Source organism: Polaribacter pacificus, assembly GCF_038024035.1.
Classification (GTDB): Bacteria; Bacteroidota; Bacteroidia; order Flavobacteriales; family Flavobacteriaceae; genus Polaribacter; species Polaribacter pacificus.
The window spans coordinates 630327-645730 of sequence record NZ_CP150664.1 but is presented as its reverse complement, the minus strand read 5'-3'; the positions used below and the strand labels follow the sequence as shown (position 1 = coordinate 645730).

The 15404-nt window shown below is 34.7% G+C and carries 17 protein-coding genes and 1 tRNA gene; 8 read left to right on the top strand and 10 right to left on the bottom strand.

All coding sequences use genetic code 11. The features are described from left to right. Positions 1 to 15: 15 nt before the first annotated feature. Positions 16 to 1428 carry a 23S rRNA (uracil(1939)-C(5))-methyltransferase RlmD gene (rlmD, locus tag WHC90_RS02870; protein ID WP_188599505.1) on the bottom strand — a complete coding sequence of 471 codons (1413 nt, stop codon included), beginning with the start codon at positions 1426 to 1428 and terminating at the stop codon, positions 16 to 18. Positions 1429 to 1583: 155 nt separating this feature from the next. Here rlmD and rocD point away from each other — a divergent pair, with 155 nt between their 5' ends. Further along, positions 1584 to 2828, top strand: coding sequence for an ornithine--oxo-acid transaminase (rocD, locus tag WHC90_RS02865; RefSeq protein WP_188599506.1), 1245 nt, complete (start codon positions 1584 to 1586; stop codon positions 2826 to 2828). 25 nt (positions 2829 to 2853) lie between these two features. Beyond that, complete coding sequence (locus WHC90_RS02860; protein WP_188599507.1) at positions 2854 to 3297, top strand: DUF5362 family protein; 444 nt, start codon at positions 2854 to 2856, stop codon at positions 3295 to 3297. A 57-nt stretch (positions 3298 to 3354) separates the two neighbouring features. Here WHC90_RS02860 and WHC90_RS02855 read toward each other — a convergent pair whose 3' ends face one another. Genes WHC90_RS02855 through WHC90_RS02845 form a run of 3 tightly spaced genes read right to left on the bottom strand, consistent with a single transcriptional unit; the run spans position 3355 to position 4307 of the window. Beyond that, positions 3355 to 3675 (bottom strand): CCC motif membrane protein, encoded by a 321-nt coding sequence (locus WHC90_RS02855; protein ID WP_188599508.1) that lies wholly within the window; start codon positions 3673 to 3675, stop codon positions 3355 to 3357. A gap of 6 nt (positions 3676 to 3681) precedes the next feature. Then, a complete protein-coding gene (locus WHC90_RS02850; RefSeq protein ID WP_229664951.1) occupies positions 3682 to 3972 on the bottom strand; it encodes a DUF2752 domain-containing protein in 291 nt (96 codons plus the stop codon). An 11-nt stretch (positions 3973 to 3983) separates the two neighbouring features. Then, positions 3984 to 4307 (bottom strand): YbaB/EbfC family nucleoid-associated protein, encoded by a 324-nt coding sequence (locus WHC90_RS02845; protein ID WP_188599509.1) that lies wholly within the window; start codon positions 4305 to 4307, stop codon positions 3984 to 3986. A 63-nt stretch (positions 4308 to 4370) separates the two neighbouring features. Here WHC90_RS02845 and WHC90_RS02840 point away from each other — a divergent pair, with 63 nt between their 5' ends. The 3 genes from WHC90_RS02840 (at position 4371) to WHC90_RS02830 (ending at position 8946) form a co-directional block, all read left to right on the top strand. Then, a complete protein-coding gene (locus WHC90_RS02840; RefSeq protein ID WP_373284673.1) occupies positions 4371 to 6536 on the top strand; it encodes a S9 family peptidase in 2166 nt (721 codons plus the stop codon). 37 nt (positions 6537 to 6573) lie between these two features. Further along, positions 6574 to 7596, top strand: coding sequence for a PLP-dependent cysteine synthase family protein (locus tag WHC90_RS02835; protein WP_188599510.1), 1023 nt, complete (start codon positions 6574 to 6576; stop codon positions 7594 to 7596). A 99-nt stretch (positions 7597 to 7695) separates the two neighbouring features. Then, positions 7696 to 8946, top strand: a complete 1251-nt coding sequence (locus WHC90_RS02830; protein ID WP_188599511.1) for an aminotransferase class I/II-fold pyridoxal phosphate-dependent enzyme — start codon at positions 7696 to 7698, stop codon at positions 8944 to 8946. A 71-nt stretch (positions 8947 to 9017) separates the two neighbouring features. Here the strand turns inward: WHC90_RS02830 and WHC90_RS02825 are convergent. After that, a tRNA-Met gene (locus WHC90_RS02825) sits at positions 9018 to 9091 on the bottom strand. Between the two features lie 108 nt (positions 9092 to 9199). Between WHC90_RS02825 and WHC90_RS02820 the strand changes: the two genes are divergently transcribed. Next, positions 9200 to 9583 carry an START-like domain-containing protein gene (locus WHC90_RS02820; protein ID WP_188599512.1) on the top strand — a complete coding sequence of 128 codons (384 nt, stop codon included), beginning with the start codon at positions 9200 to 9202 and terminating at the stop codon, positions 9581 to 9583. Between the two features lie 127 nt (positions 9584 to 9710). After that, complete coding sequence (locus WHC90_RS02815) at positions 9711 to 10550, top strand: aminotransferase class IV (RefSeq protein ID WP_188599513.1); 840 nt, start codon at positions 9711 to 9713, stop codon at positions 10548 to 10550. Here WHC90_RS02815 and WHC90_RS02810 read toward each other — a convergent pair. The 5 genes from WHC90_RS02810 to WHC90_RS02790 all read right to left on the bottom strand — a co-directional run bounded on the left by WHC90_RS02810 (position 10543) and on the right by WHC90_RS02790 (position 15031). Next, a complete protein-coding gene (locus tag WHC90_RS02810; RefSeq protein WP_188599514.1) occupies positions 10543 to 11100 on the bottom strand; it encodes a YqgE/AlgH family protein in 558 nt (185 codons plus the stop codon). The genes WHC90_RS02815 and WHC90_RS02810 overlap by 8 nt on opposite strands. Before the next feature lie 98 nt (positions 11101 to 11198). Next, on the bottom strand, positions 11199 to 11471 hold the full coding sequence (locus WHC90_RS02805; RefSeq protein WP_188599515.1) for an HU family DNA-binding protein: 273 nt from the start codon (positions 11469 to 11471) through the stop codon (positions 11199 to 11201). Between the two features lie 189 nt (positions 11472 to 11660). After that, positions 11661 to 12605, bottom strand: coding sequence for a methionyl-tRNA formyltransferase (gene fmt / locus WHC90_RS02800; RefSeq protein ID WP_188599516.1), 945 nt, complete (start codon positions 12603 to 12605; stop codon positions 11661 to 11663). Beyond that, complete coding sequence (locus tag WHC90_RS02795; RefSeq protein ID WP_229664952.1) at positions 12606 to 14492, bottom strand: RecQ family ATP-dependent DNA helicase; 1887 nt, start codon at positions 14490 to 14492, stop codon at positions 12606 to 12608. Further along, positions 14489 to 15031, bottom strand: a complete 543-nt coding sequence (locus WHC90_RS02790; RefSeq protein WP_188599517.1) for an AAA family ATPase — start codon at positions 15029 to 15031, stop codon at positions 14489 to 14491. Before WHC90_RS02790 ends, WHC90_RS02795 begins: the two co-directional genes overlap by 4 nt. Before the next feature lie 81 nt (positions 15032 to 15112). Between WHC90_RS02790 and WHC90_RS02785 the strand changes: the two genes are divergently transcribed. Then, the gene (locus WHC90_RS02785; RefSeq protein WP_188599518.1) at positions 15113 to 15394 is read left to right on the top strand and encodes a DUF493 domain-containing protein; all 282 of its coding nucleotides are present in this window, start codon (positions 15113 to 15115) and stop codon (positions 15392 to 15394) included. Positions 15395 to 15404: the final 10 nt, after the last annotated feature.

The window sequence follows — 15404 nt, the reverse complement described above, 5'->3', positions numbered from 1 at the left end:
TTCAATATGGTTTTTTTAATGTGTCAATTCCAAAAGTACAACATTTTCTACATGATGTGTCTGTGGAAACATGTCTACGGCTTGGGTTTTAACAATTGTGTACTGTTCTTTCATTAAGGCCAAGTCTCTTGCTTGGGTTGCAGAATTACAACTTACATACACGATGCGTTTAGGAGCGATGCTTAAAATTTGCTCGACAACCTTTTTGTGCATTCCATCTCTAGGAGGGTCTGTAATGATTACATCAGGTTTTCCGTGCAAATCGATAAACTCTGAGGTAAACACGTCTTTCATGTCTCCTACATAAAACTCACAATTGTCAATTTTATTGAGTTCTGCATTCTTTTTTGCATCTTCTATGGCTTCTGGCACAGATTCTACACCTACTACTTTGGCTGCCTTTTTAGAGACAAATTGAGCAATTGTTCCTGTACCTGTATACAAATCGTAGACCAACTCAGAGCCGCTTAAACCTGCAAAATCTCTAGTAATTTTATACAATTCATAGGCTTGAGCAGAATTTGTTTGGTAAAACGATTTTGCATTGATTTTAAATCGAAGTCCTTCCATTTCTTCAAAAATATGATCGCGGCCTTTAAATAAGACAACCTCTTGATCATAAATAGTATCATTGGCTTTTCCGTTAATTACATATTGTAAAGAGGTGATTTCTGGAAAGCTAGTAGCCATATACTCTAAGAGTAATGTTCTTTTCTCAAGATCATCGCTGTAAAACTGCAGAACCACCATAATCTCTCCTGTAGAAAGGATGCGTAACATCAAAGTACGTAAAAGCCCCGTTTGTTCTCTAGGGTCAAAAAATGAAATATCATTCTTAATGGCAAATTCTTTTACAGAATTACGTATGCTGTTAGAAGGATCTTCTTGTAGGTGACAGCTGTTAATGTCTAATATTTTATCCCACATTCCAGAAATGTGAAAACCCAAGGCGTTCTTAGAATCTACTTCATCTTCTGATCGAATTTCTTCATAGGTCAACCAACGATTGGCTGAAAAAGAAAACTCCATTTTATTTCTGTAATAATAGATTTCTTTACAACCTAGGATAGGAGTAACCTCTGGAAGCTCTAGATGTCCAATTCGGCTTAAGTTTTGAGTAACTTCTTTTTCTTTGTAAAACAGTTGATCTTCATAGTTCATATGTTGCCATTTGCAACCACCACAATATTCAAAATGTTCACAAACAGGAGTTGTTCTTTTGTCAGAATATTTATGAAAATGGATAGCTTTACCTTCATAGTAAGCTTTTCTTTTTCTACCTGTCTCAATATCAACCACATCACCAGGAACGGTGTTGGTTAAAAATATAACACGACCATCAGGGGCTTTTGCAATGGTTTTTCCTCTTGCTCCAGCATCAATGACTTCTATATTTTCAAATACCTGTCTTTTGTTTCGTCTACTCATGCTGCAAAAATAGCATATTTTACGGAAGATATCCTTTAAAAAATGTTGAATATTTACTATCTTGCGGCGACTACTTTTGGATGATTTCTCTCCAGCTCAATTTAAATTGAGACAAGCAAGGAATTGTTTTATATACATATTAAAATATTTACAAAATGGCTGTTTTATCACCAAAAACATCAACAGAAGCAATCGAATTAGAAAACAAGTATGGCGCGCACAATTATCACCCATTACCAGTGGTATTAAATAAGGGAGAAGGCGTTTATGTGTGGGACATCGAAGGAAAAAAATACTATGATTTTTTATCGGCCTATTCTGCCGTTAACCAAGGTCATTGTCATCCAAAAATTGTGAATGCTATGATTTCACAAGCACAAACTTTAAGTCTTACTTCTAGAGCATTTTATAATGATATGCTAGGGAAGTATGAGAAGTTTGCAACTGAGCTTTTTGGATTTGATAAGTTATTGCCTATGAATACTGGGGCAGAAGCTGTTGAGACAGCTTTAAAACTATCTAGAAAATGGGCATATGAAGTAAAAGGAATCGAAGAAAACAAAGCAGAAATCATTGTTTGTGAGAACAACTTTCACGGTAGAACAACAACCATAATTTCTTTTTCAAACGATCCTGTTGCTCGTAAAAATTTTGGACCATACACCAATGGGTTTATTAAAATAGCCTATGATAATTTACAAGCTTTAGAAGAAGCTTTAAAGAGCAGTAAAAACATCGCTGCATTTTTAGTGGAACCTATCCAAGGTGAAGCTGGGGTTTATGTGCCATCTGAAGGATATTTAGCAGCTGCAAAAGCGCTGTGTAAAAAACACAATGTATTGTTTATTGCTGATGAAGTACAAACCGGAATCGCTCGTACAGGAAGAATGTTGGCAGTTGATCATGAAGAGGTAAAACCAGATATCTTAATTTTAGGAAAAGCGCTTTCTGGAGGTGCATATCCTGTTTCTGCAGTTTTAGCAGATGACGCTGTGATGAATGTTATTAAGCCAGGAAATCACGGTTCAACTTTTGGAGGGAATCCTATTGCTGCAGCAGTTGCAATTGCTGCTTTAGAGGTTGTTTTTGATGAGAAACTTGCAGAAAATGCAGAGCGATTGGGGATTATTTTTAGAGAAGAGCTATCAGCATTCGCAAAAGAAAACGAGCTTGTAAAGTCTGTTCGTGGTAAAGGCTTGTTAAATGCCGTTTTAATCAACGATACAGAAGAAAGCTCTACTGCTTGGGATATTTGTATACAACTTAGAGATAATGGTTTATTAGCAAAACCAACCCATGGTAATATCATTCGTTTTGCACCACCATTGGTGATGACAGAAGCACAGTTAAGAGACTGTATTGAGATTATCAAAACAACGATTAAAAATTTTAAGAGTTAGAATAAAAATCAATTAAGCAAAGCATATGGAAGAGCACAAAGGTTTGGATTTAAAAATGTCATTAAATGATGCAAGTAAAGCGTATCTGAAAGAAACTGCAAAATGGTCGCAGTTTTTAGCAATCGTTGGTTTTGTTGGAATCGGTATTATGGTGATTGCCTCTTTTTTTATGGGCATAATTTTTAGTGCTTTGCCAAACAATGAAGAGTTGCCAGAAGATTTTGGACCATATATGACCATAGTGTATTTGATAATGGCACTTATATATTTTTTTCCAGTGCTCTATTTGTATAAGTTTTCAGTAAAACTAAAACAAAGTCTCCAAAGTCAAGATGAGGATGTTTTATCAGAAGCTTTTTTAAATTTAAAATCAATGTTTAAGTTTATGGGAGTCTTAACCATTCTGCTAATCGCTCTTTATATTTTGATCTTTTTGTTTGGAATTATAGCAGTGTTTATCGCTATGTAATAAGCACCAAACAACATATATAAAAAAAGACCTTCGGAATTCCGAAGGTCTTTTTTGTTAAAATCCTTTTAAACGCTCTTGCAGTAAAGCTGGGTCTTGCAGTGCTTCCCAACCTATAGAGTACAGCATATAAAAAAAATAGGCCAAATACAAAGCATTGATAATCATTACCACTAGGGCTATAATTTTACCTGTATAAATATTGTCTTGATTTGAGTAAATTTCTGGGTTGGTGTAAAACTTCTTTAACTCAGAACGCGCTATAAAATAAGCGATCCCAGAAGGTAAAATACCGAAACCGGCACAACAGCATAAAGGCAAGCCCAAGACAGCTAGAATATAGATTAAGGTACTGTATTGTAGAGGTTGTTTTTCCATGGTATATTAATGTATTTTGATATAATAGCTTAGCACAATTACCAAGATAGAAAGTATGGCTAGAGCGATGATTATTTTTTGACCGTATTTAAATTTAAATTTTAGGTTTGCAAGAGCAAATACACCTAAAAAAGTAAGTGGGTAAATAGCTGGGTACAATTTAAAAGCTTCGTAAAAGTCTCCTTGTATCAGCAAGATAAATGCTCGTTGAAAACCACAGCCAAAACATTCTACTCCAAAGAGTTTTTTGTTGATGCAGGGTAGCATATAATCTTCTAATTGCTGAAAAAGTGTCAAGATACTGGTTGTTATTTAAAGAGATCCATTCCTGGGATTGAAGGCATTCCGCTTTTAGCCGCCATGCCCAATTCATGATCATTGATTGCTGTCGCTTTTTGAATAGCCTTATTAATGGTAAGAATTAAATAATCTTCTAACTCTTCCTTATCAGTTAATAAAGACTCATCAATCTCAATTTTTTTAATCTCGCGATTTGCAGTGATGGTTATTTTTAATTTTTCATTAGCACCAGTCTCATCTACTAAGACCGAATTTAGTCTTGTTTTTGTTGCTTCAACTTTTTCTTGGGCCTCTTTAAGTTTCCCCATCATTCCTGCCATATCTCCAAACATACGATTCAATTTTTAAATTCTTTACAAATTTACTACATTCACTAGAATTTTTTATCGAAAAAAATGAAGAAAATAGTTTTTTACACTACCGCTTTTAGCCTTATTTTTGCAAGCGCTTGTAAAACAGACTTAATGAAGAACACGGAACTCAAAGCACCGATAGCAGATAAAATACCCACAAATTTAGAAATTCACGGAGATAAAAGAATAGACGATTATTTTTGGATGCGTTTAACAGATGCACAAAAGAATGCAGATGTTAAGGATGATCAAACAACAAAAGTTATTGATTATCTAAATGCAGAAAATGAATATTATCAGAAAATAACAGAAGACACCAAAGATTTTCAAACGGCCTTATTTGAAGAAATGAAAGCCAGAATTAAGGAAGATGATGAATCTGTCCCATATAAGAAAAATGGTTATTATTATATTTCTCGCTTTGAAAAAGGAGATCAATACCCTATTTACACTCGAAAAAAAGGAAGCCTAACAGCTGCTGAAGAAATTATTTTTGATGTTAATAAAGAAGCCAAAGGCTACGATTATTTTCAGATGGGTGGCCTAACTGTTAGTCCAGATAATAGCTTGGTAGCTTTTGCGACTGATACAGTAAGTAGAAGGCAGTATTTTTTAAGAATTAAAGATTTAACTACCGGTAAAATCTATAAGGACATCATAGAAAATACTACAGGTGGATCTGTTTGGGCCAACGATAATAAAACCTTGTTTTACACCAAGAAAAACCCAAAAACACTGCGCAGTGAAAAGATTTTTAAACACGTATTGGGTACAGATAGTTCTGAAGATGTTGAGGTGTACCATGAAAAAGATGAAACCTTTAATGTTACTGTTTCAAAGTCAAAATCAAATGCTTATATATTTATAGCATCTTACAGTACTGTTTCTTCTGAATACAGGTTTTTAGACGCCAATAATCCAAATGATTTGCCTACCATAATTCAGCCTAGAGAGCGTAATTTAGAATACAGTGTTTCGCATTTCGAAGACTCATTTTATATTTTAACAAATAAAGATGCTGCTCTTAACTTTAAGTTGATGAAAACACCTGTTTTAAAAACAACTAAAGAGCATTGGGTTGATGTAATTCCTCACAGAGAAGACACGCTTTTAGAAGATATTTCAATTTTTAAAGAATACTTGGTTTTAGAAGAGCGCACCAATGGCTTAAACACCATCAGAATTAAACGTTGGGATAATACAGCCGATTACTACCTTCCATTTGATGAAGAAACCTATACCGCAGACGCCTATTCAAATCCTGATTTTGATACTCATATATTAAGGTATTCGTACAATTCTATGACAACTCCTAGTTCTGTCATTGATTTTAATATGAAAGATCATACCAAAGAAGTTAAAAAAGAGCAGGAAGTTTTAGGCGGTAATTTTGATAAAAATAATTATACCAGTAAACGTGTTTGGGCTACCGCAAGAGATGGTCAGAAAATTGCTATTTCTTTAGTGTATAGAAAAGACACCAAACTTGATAAAAACACACCATTGTTACAATATGGCTATGGTTCTTATGGGTATACAGTATCAGATGGATTCTCTACAACCCGTTTAAGTTTGTTAGACAGAGGTTTTGTATGGGCATTGGCTCATGTTAGAGGTAGTGAATATTTAGGAAGATCTTGGTATGAGGATGGTAAATTATTGCACAAAAAAAATACCTTTACAGATTTTATAGACTGTTCAAAACACTTAATAGCAAATAATTACACTTCAGAAAAGCACTTGTATGCTATGGGAGGTTCTGCAGGAGGCTTGTTAATGGGAGCCATAGTAAACATGAACCCTGAGTTGTATAACGGAATCCTTGCTTCTGTGCCATTTGTTGATGTTATTTCTACTATGTTGGATGAAAGCATTCCTTTAACTACAGGCGAGTTTGATGAGTGGGGAAATCCAAAAGACAAAGAATATTATGAATACATAAAAAGCTACTCACCGTATGATCAGGTAAAAGCACAAACCTATCCACACATGTTGGTAACGACGGGCTTTCATGATTCTCAAGTTCAATATTGGGAGCCTGCAAAATGGGTGGCTAAATTAAGAGCCTTAAAAACAGGGTCTAATATTTTGTTGTTAAACACCAATATGGAAGCTGGACACGGAGGAGCCTCTGGTCGTTTTAATGCACTTAAAGAAACAGCAGAAGATTATACTTTTCTCTTAGATCTAGAAGGGAAGGTAAAGTAGTTAATCGACTGTATTTTTAGAAATATAAATAGTAATCATGACAAGAAATCAAGGGATTAATCATTCCATTTTGGAGTTGGTAGGTGAGACGCCATTAGTACAATTAAACTGTATAACCAAAGACTTAAAAGGAACCTATTATGCAAAAATTGAGGCCTTTAATCCAGGCCATTCAGCCAAAGATAGGATCGCGAGTTATATTATTGATAAAGCAGAACGAGATGGTGTTTTAAAGGTTGGTGATACCATTGTAGAAACCACCTCTGGTAATACTGGTTTTAGCTTGGCAATGATTAGTATGGTAAAAGGATATAAATGTATTTTAGCAGTGAGCTCTAAGTCATCTCAAGACAAAATAGACATGCTAAAAACGATGGGAGCAGAGGTGCACGTTTGTCCTGCAAATGTTCCTGCAGATGACCCTAGATCTTATTATGAGGTGGCCAAACGTATCCATTTAGAAACACCGGGTTCAATTTATATCAATCAATATTTTAATTCTTTAAATAGCGAAGCACATTACCACTCTACAGGACCAGAAATATGGAAGCAGACCAAAGGTCAAGTAACCCATGTAGTTGTTGCTAGTGGAACAGGAGGTACAATTTCTGGTGTTGGAAAATATTTAAAAGAAATGAACCCTAATATAAAAGTATTAGGTGTAGATGCTTATGGATCTGTGCTTAAAAAATATCACGAATCTGGAGAGTTTGATGAAAATGAGATTTTTCCTTATAAAATTGAAGGTCTTGGAAAGAATTTGATTCCATCTGCAACAAATTTTTCTGTAATCGATCAATATGAAAAGGTTACCGATAAATCTAGTGCATTAACAGCGAGAAGAATCGTAAAATTAGAAGGGATTTTTGGAGGGTATACCAGCGGTGCAGTTATGCAGGCTACTTTGCAATATCACGATAAAGAACTCTTTGACGAGAACAGTAAAGTTGTATTGATATTTCCAGATCATGGATCGAGGTATATGAATAAGATTTACAGTGATATTTGGATGCGCAAACACGGCTTTTTAGAAGAGGTGTATAAAGAAAGTGCTATTTGATTTGCATAATATATGTATAAAGCTTAATATATGCACCTATATATTTTAGCAAATTAACAAATTTCAGTACTTTTGCCCCTACAAAATTTCAAGAGAAAAATGACAAAAGACTTATTTGAAAGAATATATGACGACAAAGGACCTCTAGGAAAATGGGCTAAGCAGGCAGAAGGGTATTATGTATTTCCAAAATTAGAAGGACCGATTTCAAATAGAATGGGTTTTAATGGTAAGAAAGTAATTACTTGGAGCATTAATGACTATTTAGGTTTAGCAAATCATCCTGAAGTTATAAAAGTTGATGGTGAAGCGGCATCTGTACACGGAATGGCTTACCCTATGGGGGCCAGGATGATGTCTGGACACACAGAATTTCATGAACAATTAGAGCAAGAATGCGCAGAGTTTGTAGATAAAGAAGCTGCTTACTTGGTGAATTTTGGTTATCAAGGAATGGTTTCGGCTATTGATGCTTTAGTAACCAAGCACGATGTGATTGTTTACGATATGGATACACACGCTTGTATTATTGATGGGGTACGTTTGCATTCTGGTAAAAGGTTTGTTTACAAACACAATGATATTGAAAGTTTCGAGAAAAATTTACAAAGAGCAACTAAGATGGCCGCAACTACAGGTGGTGGTATTTTAGTGATTTCTGAAGGTGTTTTTGGAATGAGAGGAGAGCAAGGTCGTTTAAAAGAAATTGTTGCCTTAAAAGAAAAGTATAACTTTAGATTGCTGGTAGATGATGCTCACGGTTTTGGAACTCTTGGAGAAGGAGGAAGAGGAACTGGTTTTGAGCAAGGAGTTCAAGACGGTATCGATATCTATTTTGCTACTTTTGCCAAGTCTATGGCGGGTATTGGAGCCTTTTTTGCAGCTAGTAAAGAAGTTATTCAATACTTACAATACAACATGCGTTCTCAAATGTTTGCTAAATCGTTGCCAATGGCAATGGTTAAAGGAGCTTTAAAACGTTTAGACATGTTAAGAACCATGCCAGAGTTAAAAGAAAGGTTATGGGAAAACACCAACGCTTTACAACAAGGATTGAGAAATGCTGGTTTTGATTTAGGAACCACTCAAACCTGTATTACACCTGTTTATTTAAAAGGTGATATACCAGAAGCGATGGCGATGGTAAATGATTTAAGAGAAAGCTATGGCGTTTTTTGCTCAATTGTAGTGTATCCTGTAATCCCAAAAGGCTTAATTATTTTGCGATTAATCCCAACGGCAACACATACACAAACAGATATTGATGAAACAATCACTGCATTTTCAGGGATTAGATCTAAATTAGAGTCTGGAGTCTACAAGCGAGTTGCAGCTGCTATGATGCAGTAAATCGCTGGAAAACAAAACACTATAAAACACAAAAAACCGAGAATTTAAATTCTCGGTTTTTTTATTGCTTGTAGCGAAGACGGGATTTGAACCCGTGACCTCAGGGTTATGAATCCTGCGCTCTAACCAACTGAGCTACCTCGCCTTGATTATGCGGCTGCAAATATAGTATTTTTTTGTTTTTTTACAAGCTAAGAATTTAATTTTTTTAAAAAAGAATATTTACCTATATTGGCTGACTAAGTAGAAAAAAATGAGTAAAATTAAAATCGAATTAGAGTTTCCAATTCATGCTTCACCAAGTATGTTATATACGTATTTTGCAACTCCATCAGGTTTAGAAGAGTGGTTTGCTGACAAAGTTAATTCTCGAGGAAAAAAAATCACTTTCATTTGGGATGATTCAGAAGAAGAGGCATTGATTTTGGCCAATAGAAATGAAGATAGAATTAAATACAAATGGGTAGAAAGCGAAGGCGATGAAACTTATTTTGAATTTAAAATTCAAGTAGATGCCTTAACCAAAGACGTTTCTTTAATGGTTACTGATTTTGCAGATGATGAAGAGGATGCAGAAGAATCTAAAAGGCTTTGGGAAAATCAAATAGAACAATTAAAACACACCATTGGCGCATAATAATCAGCCAAGCATAATTTTATATAATCCTTGCTTTTATGTAAGGATTTTTTTTTGAGATATAAAGTCTAAGAAATTCGATATTTGTCTACTTTTCTTTTAATTTTGCAAGGCTAAAAATAGACCCATGTTAAATTTCAACGGTACCTTATTTCAAGAAGACACTTTTCAAATAACAACCGCTAATAGAGCTTTTAAATACGGCGATGGAATTTTTGAAACCATTGCAGTTAAAAACGGACGTATTGTTTTTTGGGAAGACCATTATTTTAGGTTAATGGCTTCTATGAGAATGCTTCGTATGGAAATTCCGATGAGTTTTACTTTAGAGTTCTTAGAAGAAGAAATTTTAAAAACTCTTAAGAGCAATCCGGCGTTTAATAATGCTCGCGTTCGACTAACAGTTTTTAGAAAAGATGGAGGGCTTTATACCCCAAAAACGAATGCAGTTGATTATCTAGTAGAAGCAGGTGAGAACACCTACAAAACAAAAGAGGTTTATACCATTGACCTGTTTAAAGATTTTTACAATTATTCTGGGCTTTTATCGACTGTAAAAACAACCAATCGCATGCTTAACACGCTAGCAAGCGTTTATATGCAAGAAAACAATTTAGATAATTGCGTATTAATAAATGAGCGAAAAAGTATCGTTGAGGCTACAAATGCAGCTATTTTTATTGTGAAGGGGACTCAAATTAAAACTCCAGCATTAACAGAGGGTTGTATAAAAGGAATCGCCAGAAAGAAAATTATAGAGATACTTACTAGAAATCCAAACTATACCTTAGAAGAAACAGTAATATCTCCTTTTGAATTGCAAAAAGCAGATGAAGTTTTTATTGCAAATACCATTATAGGTGTTCAGCCAGTTACTCAGTATAGAAAAAAGACATTTGATACTGTAATTTCTAAAAAAATTGCTGCGAGTTATGCCTTAGAGATGGTTGCAGCTTCTGCTAGTTAAGTTGAATGTTTTCTGGTGCGTTTGCCCAGATAGCGTAATCGCCTCCACGCTCTAATAATTTATTTTTCCAGGCCTTTTTTTCATCTACAGTAAAAATGTTTGAATACGAGTTTTCTGAAATAAACCAAGAATTTGTTGCGATCTCATCTTTAAGTTGATCGCTAGACCATCCTGTGTAGCCTAAAAAAAAGCGAATTTCATCTGCTTGTATTTCTTTAGTATCTAATAGTTGTTTTAAACTATCAAAGTTACCTCCCCAGTACACACCGTTAGACACCTCTATGCTGTTCGGAATTTTATCAGGCACATTGTGTACAAAATACAAGTTATCCTGCTCTACAGGTCCTCCTTGGTATATAGTAAAGTCATTGTCTATTTCTGGGATTAGATCATTTACTGTATAGCCTAGAGGTTTGTTTATAATAAAGCCAATTGCGTTTGTTGAAGTGTGCTCTGTTAATAAAATGATAGACCTATTAAAAGAGTCATCATTTAAGATAGCGGGTTCTGCAATTAGTAACTTTCCTTTTTGAGGTTGTAAAATATTCATATATATTGATTTCCTATCTTTTAAAGGTAAGAAGATTTTATCAAAAAAAAACTCCCTTAGTAAACTAAGAGAGTTTTTATATACAAAAAGTTGTATGACTAGTTTACTGAATCACTTAATCCAGCTCCAGCTTTAAACTTTACAACGTTTTTAGCTGCAATTTGGATAGTTTTTCCTGTTTGTGGGTTTCTTCCTGTTCTAGCAGCTCTATTAGATACTGACCAAGTTCCCCATCCAACTAAAGCAACTTTGTTACCTTTTTTTAGAGAACTAGTAACGTTAGAAGTTAAAGAATCTAAAGCAGCCTTTGCAGCAGCTTTTGAAATTCCTGCGTCTGCAGCCATTGCATCGATTAAATCTGATTTGTTCATAATGTGTAATTTTTAAAATTAATTGATCTAAATTTTTTGCTTAACTAAGCTTAACAAATATAGCAGGAATAAGGGCTCGTGCAAGAAAACCAGTAAAAAAAGCATGTTTTTGTTAATAAAAGACTTAGAATTGTTAATAACCTGCGGTTAAAATAGGCGAAAATGATAAATCCCTACCAACAAAGGGCTTTAGACCATTTTAGCTTGCTTGGATAAATCAAAACCATTTAACAGGCTTTGAACATCCATATGTTTTTTTCCAGAGAGTTTTAAATCATGTATAATAAGGTAGCCATCTTTAACAGCAACCAACAGTTCTTTTTTAGTACTTTGAATGCTTCCGATAGGATCTTGGTGGTTTTCGTAGCGTTTAGAAACTTTGTACAATTTTACATTGATTTTTTCTGTACCATTGTCTAAGATTGACCAAGCAGACGGAAAAGGATTAAGACCTCTAATTTTATTGTAGATGCTATCTAAAGGAGCTGTCCAATCAACTTTGCAGTTTTCTGGAAACAATTTATAAGCAGTTTTTTCTTCTTGTTTGGGCTGTTCTTGGGTTTGTACTGGCCCTTTTTCTATTAAAGAAACAGTCTCAACAACCAAATCTGCACCTAAGTGCATTAATCGATCGTGTAATTGCCCAACGGTTTCATCATCTTTAATGTTACATTCTTTTTGAAGTATGATAGCCCCTGTATCAATTTTTTCATCGATAAAAAAGGTCGTTACACCCGTAGTTTTTTCACCATTGATGATAGCCCAATGAATAGGGGCAGCCCCTCTGTAGGCAGGTAATAAAGAAGCGTGTAAATTAAAGGTTCCGTATTCTGGTAGGCTCCAAACAGCTTTGGGTAACATTCTAAAGGCAACTACGATTTGTAGGTTGGCATTTAAGCTTGTTAATTGGTCAAGAAATTCTTCACTTTTTAAGTTGGTAGGTTGTAATACCTGAAGACCTTGGCTCAATGCATACGTTTTTACGGCAGATTGATTGAGTTTTCTACCTCTTCCAGCTGGTTTATCTGGTGCAGTTATCACTCCAGCAATTGTGTATTGGTGTTTGATTAGCTGTTCTAATATTGCAACAGCAAAATCAGGTGTGCCCATAAAAACAATGCGTAAATTTCTCATTTATGTACTATAGTATTGATTGGTTGCATTAACTGCGATTAATTCTTCGGCTAAAAGATGACGCAAATTTACTAAAACTACCTTTTCGGGCTGCTCTAAATGCAAATAGATTTGTTTTGAATCTAAAGGTCCATGAGTTTTTAATAACTCTAGGATTTCTTCAGGGCTTGCAATGCTGTTATTTTTACTTCTGAGACAGACATCACAGATACCACAAGGCTTGCTTTTGGTTTCTCCAAAATAGCGAAGGATTTGTACGCTTCTACAGACGTCATCTGTATTTATAAAATTTAACATCTCAGCCAATTTACGTTTCTTTTGCTCCAAATACGATTCAATGTTTTTACCGATACGATTGATAGACTTATCATCTTCTCTTGGGGTTAAAAAGGTAAGTTTAGCTACAGCACTGGCTTTTTGATAAGAGATAAGTTCTTCATCGTGCATTTGCGTTAAGAGCTCATAAACAACCTGAACAGGAAGCTTGGTCTTTTTTGCCAACCAATATTCATTTATTTTACTAGCCTGCTCAAACAATCCTCCGTAACTTCTTAAAATGTTTTTTAAGAGAGCTCCTTTACTATTTTTCAAAGAGCTGCTTTTTAGGATGGTATTTTTTGATGCAATAATTTCAAGGGTTGAATACTTTTGATGATGATCAGAAATATGAATAAGACCGTTGTTTACTAAAAGCTGAAGTATGGTGTTTAATGCAATCGGTCTCATTTGATATCGATCTGCAAAAGCATTGATGTTAAAATCAAAAGTAGTTTCAGGGAGTTCTCCCTGTGCAATTTGAAAAAACACACATAATTTTTTATAGTAGTTTTTTACTTCAGACAGACTCGGTATTTGCAAAGAGAGTTGCTCTTTTGCTACTCGAATATCATTTGCGTTGTAAAGTACCACAGAAAATGCTTTAGCACCAGATCTTCCGGCTCTTCCTGCTTCTTGAACATAGTTTTCTATAGTACTAGGGATATCAAGATGGATGACCACTTTTACATTGCTTTTATCGATCCCCATACCAAAAGCATTGGTGGCAACCATGATCGGTTTTTTTTCGTCCATCCAATCGTTAAAAGCTACCTGTTTTTCACTAGAAGTCATACCACCATGGTAGTGGTTTGCTAAAAAACCATTGGCTTCTAAAAAGGCAGCAATTTCCTTGGTTTTGTTTCTGCTTTTTACATAGACAATAGCTGGAGCTTTGGTTTTGGTAAAAATCTGAAGTAGTTTCCCTAATTTATCTTCGGTATCAAAAAATTGATAGGCGAGATTTTTCCTATAAAAGGATTTTTTAAAAAGTTGCACCTTGTCAAGCTCTAAATTGCTTTCTATGTCTTCAATAATCTTTTTATTGGCAGAAGCGGTCAAAGCAATCCAATTTGCATTGGGTTGCAGTGTCTTTAAAACCTTTGTAAGTCGATAAGAGGGTCTAAAATCATGTCCCCACTCAGAAATACAATGTGCTTCATCGATAGCAATTAACGAAATGCTTAACTGTTTAATTTTTTGTTGGATAAATGAAGATTGCAACCGCTCTGGAGACAGGTATAAAAACTTGTAATTCCCAAACCGAAGGTTGTCAAAAAAGGTAATCATATCATCCTCTGACATACCTGATGGAATGCTAGCTGCTTTGATGTTTTTTTCTGCTAACTGTTGTATTTGATCTTGCATTAAAGCGATTAACGGAGATATCACGAGGCAGATTCCATCAAGAATCAATGCGGGTATTTGAAAACAAATAGATTTACCACCTCCTGTTGGCAAAAGAGCAATGACATTCTTTTTTGCAAGTAAGGCATCTATAATTTCTTCTTGCGGTTCTCTAAAAGAAGGATGCTGCCAATAGGTTTGTAATATTTCTAATGGAGTGTTCATAATTCGCTTTGAAGCGAGTTTAAAATATAGTTAGCACGATCTTTAACGCTCCCAAAAGGGACTGTTATAATCTGGTATCCAATTTCTTGATAGGCATTTGTGAGGTGCTCATGAATAGCAATGGCTTGTTCAAAACTTTCATAGCGTTCATTGTCAGATGTATATATTTCTTGCCATGGTGGCAACATAAACACTTTATGGTATAAGTATTCTTTGCTTTTTGAGATAAAGTGTTCAGGGTAATCTGATTCTAAAAAATTTAAATACGCAAAAACATCTGGGATGCCTCGATCAAAAAAAACAAAGGGTTTCTTTTCTTTATGGGCCTTTAGGTATTGTTTTTCTCTGCCTTCTAAGAGCATATTGCTAAAGAGTAAGGGGTCTGATAAAAACAATTGGTCGATGCCTTTTTGTTGAGCTTCTAAAATTACTTCTCTTGAAATTTCAGGCATACAGAAGTGACCGCGATCAATCAATTCATTTAATACGGACGATTTCCCGGTACCCGGACCACCTATAAGGACGATTTTTTGTTGCATTTAGCAAAAATAAAGGATTCTAATTATAAAAATAATAATATAATGTAATTTTGCAGTTCTAAATAAAGATATTAAACAATCATGACAGATAAAGAAAGTTTTTACATCAAGCTAAAAGACAGTTTAGAAGACACAACTAGTTTTCCTGCAGATTATTTGTACAAATTTATTGTACCTACAGCTGGAGATCAAGAAAAAGAGGTGGAGGCAATTTTTAAAGCAACAGCAGCTACTTACGATACTAAATTTTCAAAAACAGGTAAATATGTTAGTGTTTCTATAGAGTTGGTTGTTGAATCTGCTGACCAGGTAATTGCTTTTTATAAAAAAGCAGAAAAGATTGAAGGAATTATTTCGTTATAAACTTAGGCCT

What these genes read in the sequence shown, in the direction of transcription:
- rlmD (WP_188599505.1), bottom strand. Translation starts at nt 1,428, where the DNA reads ATGAGTAGACGAAACAAAAGACAGGTATTTGAAAATATAGAAGTCATT.
- rocD (WP_188599506.1), top strand. Translation starts at nt 1,584, where the DNA reads ATGGCTGTTTTATCACCAAAAACATCAACAGAAGCAATCGAATTAGAA.
- WHC90_RS02860 (WP_188599507.1), top strand. Translation starts at nt 2,854, where the DNA reads ATGGAAGAGCACAAAGGTTTGGATTTAAAAATGTCATTAAATGATGCA.
- WHC90_RS02855 (WP_188599508.1), bottom strand. Translation starts at nt 3,675, where the DNA reads ATGGAAAAACAACCTCTACAATACAGTACCTTAATCTATATTCTAGCT.
- WHC90_RS02845 (WP_188599509.1), bottom strand. Translation starts at nt 4,307, where the DNA reads ATGTTTGGAGATATGGCAGGAATGATGGGGAAACTTAAAGAGGCCCAA.
- WHC90_RS02840 (WP_373284673.1), top strand. Translation starts at nt 4,371, where the DNA reads ATGAAGAAAATAGTTTTTTACACTACCGCTTTTAGCCTTATTTTTGCA.
- WHC90_RS02835 (WP_188599510.1), top strand. Translation starts at nt 6,574, where the DNA reads ATGACAAGAAATCAAGGGATTAATCATTCCATTTTGGAGTTGGTAGGT.
- WHC90_RS02830 (WP_188599511.1), top strand. Translation starts at nt 7,696, where the DNA reads ATGACAAAAGACTTATTTGAAAGAATATATGACGACAAAGGACCTCTA.
- WHC90_RS02820 (WP_188599512.1), top strand. Translation starts at nt 9,200, where the DNA reads ATGAGTAAAATTAAAATCGAATTAGAGTTTCCAATTCATGCTTCACCA.
- WHC90_RS02815 (WP_188599513.1), top strand. Translation starts at nt 9,711, where the DNA reads ATGTTAAATTTCAACGGTACCTTATTTCAAGAAGACACTTTTCAAATA.
- WHC90_RS02810 (WP_188599514.1), bottom strand. Translation starts at nt 11,100, where the DNA reads ATGAATATTTTACAACCTCAAAAAGGAAAGTTACTAATTGCAGAACCC.
- WHC90_RS02805 (WP_188599515.1), bottom strand. Translation starts at nt 11,471, where the DNA reads ATGAACAAATCAGATTTAATCGATGCAATGGCTGCAGACGCAGGAATT.
- fmt (WP_188599516.1), bottom strand. Translation starts at nt 12,605, where the DNA reads ATGAGAAATTTACGCATTGTTTTTATGGGCACACCTGATTTTGCTGTT.
- WHC90_RS02795 (WP_229664952.1), bottom strand. Translation starts at nt 14,492, where the DNA reads ATGAACACTCCATTAGAAATATTACAAACCTATTGGCAGCATCCTTCT.
- WHC90_RS02790 (WP_188599517.1), bottom strand. Translation starts at nt 15,031, where the DNA reads ATGCAACAAAAAATCGTCCTTATAGGTGGTCCGGGTACCGGGAAATCG.
- WHC90_RS02785 (WP_188599518.1), top strand. Translation starts at nt 15,113, where the DNA reads ATGACAGATAAAGAAAGTTTTTACATCAAGCTAAAAGACAGTTTAGAA.